This is a genomic window from Streptomyces sp. NPDC059455 (assembly GCF_042750115.1).
GTDB classification, from domain to species: domain Bacteria; phylum Actinomycetota; class Actinomycetes; order Streptomycetales; family Streptomycetaceae; genus Streptomyces; species Streptomyces endocoffeicus.
The window spans coordinates 16,638-21,333 of the sequence record NZ_JBHYVB010000198.1 but is presented as its reverse complement, the minus strand read 5'-3'; the positions used below and the strand labels follow the sequence as shown (position 1 = coordinate 21,333).

Here is a 4,696-nt window from a genome sequence, read left to right as displayed (position 1 = left end):
GACCTGCCTGTGGGGGGCAGGCCCCGCCCCTCACCCCCCACCACGACGGCGAGGCGGGACGGGCGGGCGCCGCCCCTCCCACAGGCAGGAGCGGGCGCCGCCCTTCGACTCCGCCGCGACGGCGGGTCTGGGGTCGGCCTGTGAGGGCGGGTGCCGCCCTTCCTCCCCGCCGCGACGGCGGGATGCCGGACGGTGGGGTCCGGCGGTGCCGAACCGCCCGCATGGGCGGGCGACCGGGCCGCAGGAGGCGAGCTCTGATCGACCGGCCTGCCTAGCGGGGGCGGGTGCCGCCCCTCGTCCCCGCCGCGACGGCGGGACGCCCGAGGTCGTAGTCCGGCGGTGCCGGACCGCCTGCTCGGCGGGTCACCGGGCGGGGCCTGCCTGTGGGTGTGGGAGGGCGGGTGCCGCCCTCCTCTCCGCCGCGGTGGCGGGACGTCCGACGTCGCAGTCCGGCGGTGCCGAACCAACCGCATGGGTGGGCCCGGGACCCGGAGACGAGCCCGGACCGGCCGGGAGCCTGCTTGTGGGAGGGCGGGTGCCGCCCTCCTCTCCGCCGCGGTGACGGGACGTCCGACGGCGCAGTCCGGCGGTGCCGAACCGCCTGTATGGGCGGGTGACCGCGTGCCAGGGGCCGAGCTCGGATCGACGGGGCGCGGGGGCCTGCTCGCGGGGGCGGGTGCCGCCCTTCCTCCCCGCCGCGATGGCGGGACGTCCGACGGCGCAGTCCGGCGGTGTCGAACTATCCGCATGGGTGGGCGACAGCCCAAGATGAGGGTCACCGGCCCCGGGGGGGCGAGCCCAGAACCAGCGAACCCGGCGACCCCAAGCGCCAGCGTTACCGCTGCAGCGCTTCCTTGATCGTCCGCATGACCTCCGTCAGCGGCGCGTCCGTCCGCGCCACCATCACCACCACCTCGTCCTTCTCCGACGCCGAGACCGCGGCCGCGGGGCGCCCGCCGGCCACGGCGGGGCGTCCCCCGATGCCGCTCCCGAAGGTCTCGCGGACGATCGCGAAGGCGTGGTCCAGCTGGGATTCCAGATCGCCCTGGCCGCCCGCCCGCAGCCAGCGCCGCAGCACATGGTTGTGGGCCGTGACCACGGCCGACGCGGCGACCTCGGCCAGCAGCGGATCGTCGTCGCCGTCGTGGTGGGCGCCTTCGTCGAAGTGGCCCAGCAGATAGCGGGTGAACAGCCGCTCGTAGCGGGCCACCGAGGCGATCTCCCGCTCCCGCAGCGCCGGTACCTCGCGGGTCAGCCGGTAGCGCTCCACGGAGACGCCCGGTGAGGCCGCGTACATCCGCATGACTTCCTTGATCCCGCGGCACACGGTGTCCAGGGGGTTCTCGTGCGGAGGCGCCGCGTCCAGCACCGCCGCCGCCCGCACCAGCGTGTCGTCGTGGTCCGGGAAGATCGCCTCTTCCTTGGAGCGGAAGTGCCGGAAGAAGGTGCGCCGGGCCACCCCCGCCGTGGCCGCGATCTCGTCGACGGTCGTCGCCTCGTACCCCTGCGTCGCGAACAACTCCATCGCCGCGGCCGCGAGTTTGCGGCGCATGGACAGACGCTGAGCCGCGGCGCGGCGGCTTCCCGCGCTCTCACCGCCACCGGATGAGGGGGTTCGTTTCGTACGCTCCGTACGCGTGGCCTTCACGGGCTGGGACATGTGGGGAACGTAACACGCTTGTGAGTGCCGGTGCGGGGGCAGACCGATGGACGGCTCCAGCAGCCCGCCCCACCGGGTACCGGAGTCAGACGGTCCGCCCCACCCGGAGGCGTACTCAGGCTTTGGCATACTCGCGGAAGCCGCGCCCGGTCTTACGGCCTAGGCACCCGGCGGCCACCAGATGCTCCAGCAGCGGCGCCGGCGCCAGGCCCGGCTCGCGGAACTCCCGGTGCAGCACCTGCTCGATGGCCAGCGACACATCGAGCCCCACGACGTCGAGCAGTTCGAAGGGGCCCATCGGATAGCCGCCGCCCAGCTTCATCGCGGCGTCGATGGCGTCCGGGGTGGCGTAGTGCTCCTGGACCATCTTCACGGCGTTGTTGAGGTACGGGAACAGCAGGGCGTTCACGATGAAGCCCGCCCGGTCGCCGCAGTCCACCGGGTGTTTGCGCACCGCCGCGCACACCGCGTGCGCGGTCGCGCGCACATCGTCCGCGGTCAGCACGGTGTGCACCACCTCGACCAGCTTCATCGCGGGCGCCGGGTTGAAGAAGTGCAGGCCCACCACGTCCTGCGGGCGCGAGGTCACCCGGGCGCAGGCGACGACCGGCAGCGAGGAGGTGGTCGTGGCCAGCACCGCGCCCGGTTTGCAGACCTTGTCCAGCACCCGGAACAGCTCCTGCTTGACCACCAGGTCCTCGGCCACCGCCTCCACGGCCAGGTCCACGTCGGCGAACGCGTCGAGCGCGTCGGCCGGGGTGATCCGTGCCAGCGCCTGCTCCCGGGCCTGCTCGGTCATCCGCCCCTTGGACACCGACCTTTTCAGGGATTTCCCTATGCGCGCCTTCGCCGCCGCGGCCTTCTCCAGGGTCCGGCCGGCCAGCACCACCTCCAGGCCCGCCTTGGCGAAGACCTCGGCGATCCCGGAGGCCATCGTGCCCGAGCCGGCGACGCCGACGGCGCGCACGGGGCGCGCCCCTTCCGTGGAGTGCCCGACCTCGGCCGTCGCGGCGTCGGGGACGATGCTGCCGCTGCCCGGCGCCTCGTACGTGTAGAAGCCGCGGCCCGCCTTACGGCCGGTGAGACCGGCCTGGGCGAGCTGCCCCAGGATGGGCGCGGGCGCGTGCAGCCGGTCGCCGGAGGCGGCGTACATGGCCTCCAGGACGGTACGGGCGGTGTCGACGCCGATCAGGTCGAGCAGGGCCAGCGGGCCCATCGGCAGCCCGCAGCCGAGCTTCATCGCGGCGTCGATGTCCTCCCGCGCCGCGTACTTGGCCTCGTACATCGCGGCGGCCTGGTTGAGATAGCCGAACAGCAGCCCGTCGGCGACGAACCCGGGCCGGTCGCCGAGCGCCACCGGCTCCTTGCCCAGGTCGTGGGCGAGCGCGGTGACCGCCTCGATGGCCGCGGGGGCGGTCAGCACGCTGGAGACGATCTCGACGAGCTTCATGGCGGGCGCCGGATTGAAGAAGTGCAGGCCCAGGACCCGCTCCGGATGGGCGGATTCGGCGGCCAGCCGGGTCACCGACAGTGCGTTGGTGCCGGTCGCGAGGATCGCGGCGGGGCTGACCACGGTGTCCAGCCCGGCGAAGACCTCGTGCTTGGTGTCGTAGTCCTCCGGCACCACCTCGATGACCAGCTCCGCGCCGGCGGCGGCGCGGAGATCGGTGGAGACGCGGAAGCGGTCGAGGATCGCGGCCCGCTCCCGCTCGCTGATCCGCTCGCGGTGCACGGCGCGGGCGGTGGCGACCTCGAGCGCGGTGACGGCTCGGCGGCAGGCGCTTTCGTCGATGTCGATACCGATCACCTCGCGGCCCGCCCGGGCCAGGGTTTCGGCGATGCCGGTGCCCATTGTGCCGAGCCCGACGACGGCGACAGTAGTGAGCGGGGCCCGGGAGGGGGAGAGATCAGAGGGGGACGTAGTGCTGACGCCGGTGTGTGGGAGACGGTCCATCGCGGACTCCAGAGGGTGTTCCCCGGACGCGGGGATGAAGTGACGACTGAGGGGAGCTCGTGTCATGCCACTGCTGCCGTTCACGCCACGCACGCGCGGGGGGCTGACTCGGCTGACACAAATCCCCGATGGAAGGGCTTGCACGCTCCCTTACGGACAGCGCCGCACGGAGGAAACTGCCCGTGGGAGACACGCGGCCGACCCTGTCCCGGGGCCATGCCTCAACTGCTGTTCTGGAATGCCGAACCGACGTCACACAAGGCGGCTGCGTCACCAGGCCGCCGGAGCAGGGGTGCTGCTCGTGTCGCCATATTAACTCGCGGGTAACCAAGATGCCAGAGCTCAAAGTGAGGCCGTGCCGGAACGCGGCCCACCGGGGAGGGGAGACCTCGTATGGACGATGAATTCCGGACGCTGACGGAGCGGGTACGGGCCTCGCTCCCAACCCCCCAGGAAACCGCGGCCCATGCCTCGCTGCTCGCGCTCGTGCGCCAGGGCACCCCCGCCGCGCGTGAACAGCTGGCCCGCATCCTCGTCGCGCCGGAGCAGCCGCTGTGGGCCCGGGAGACGGCCGCCTTCGTGCTCGGCAGCGCCGGAGACCGCCGGGCCTTCGAAACCCTTGTCCTCCTGCTCAACTACCGCGAGCCGGCCCGCTGTGCGACCGCCGCCCGGGTGCTGGCCCGGCTCGGCGATCCGCGCACCGCGCGGGCCGCCGCCGCCCTGGCCACGAACCCGCTGCGCACCGCGTACTCCCTGCACCCCATCCGGCTGCTGGTGGAGCTGCGGGCCCCCGAGTCCGTACCGGCCCTGGTGGCCGCCCTGGAACGGCAGTTGGCGGCCCGCGACCGGCACTGGGCGATCGCCCGCGCCTGCGTGGAGGGTCTGGGCGCGATCGGCGACGAGCGCGCCATCCCGGCCCTGACCGCCGCCGCCCAGCACATACGCCTCAGCGCGGCGGCCGCCGGCGGGGCGGGGCCGGACACCCGCGAGGGGGGGGGGGCCGCGGGGGGGGGGGGGCGGGGGGGGGGGGGCGGGGGCGGGGGGGGGGGTGGGGGTGGGGGGGGGGGGGGGGGGTGGGGGGC

The 4,696-nt window shown here is 74.0% G+C and carries 3 protein-coding genes; 1 reads left to right on the top strand and 2 read right to left on the bottom strand.

What is annotated here, in order from left to right; translation table 11 throughout:
• Positions 1-835: 835 nt before the first annotated feature.
• Together ACFXB5_RS43235 and ACFXB5_RS43230 are read right to left on the bottom strand one after the other, a co-directional pair.
• Positions 836-1,660 carry a TetR family transcriptional regulator gene (locus tag ACFXB5_RS43235; RefSeq protein ID WP_385219136.1) on the bottom strand — a complete coding sequence of 275 codons (825 nt, stop codon included), beginning with the start codon at positions 1,658-1,660 and terminating at the stop codon, positions 836-838.
• 115 nt (positions 1,661-1,775) lie between these two features.
• Positions 1,776-3,614 (bottom strand): 3-hydroxyacyl-CoA dehydrogenase family protein, encoded by a 1,839-nt coding sequence (locus tag ACFXB5_RS43230; RefSeq protein WP_385219134.1) that lies wholly within the window; start codon positions 3,612-3,614, stop codon positions 1,776-1,778.
• Positions 3,615-4,007: 393 nt separating this feature from the next.
• Between ACFXB5_RS43230 and ACFXB5_RS43225 the strand changes: the two genes are divergently transcribed.
• On the top strand, positions 4,008-4,696 hold a 689-nt coding region (locus ACFXB5_RS43225; protein ID WP_385219132.1), incomplete at its 3' end, for a HEAT repeat domain-containing protein.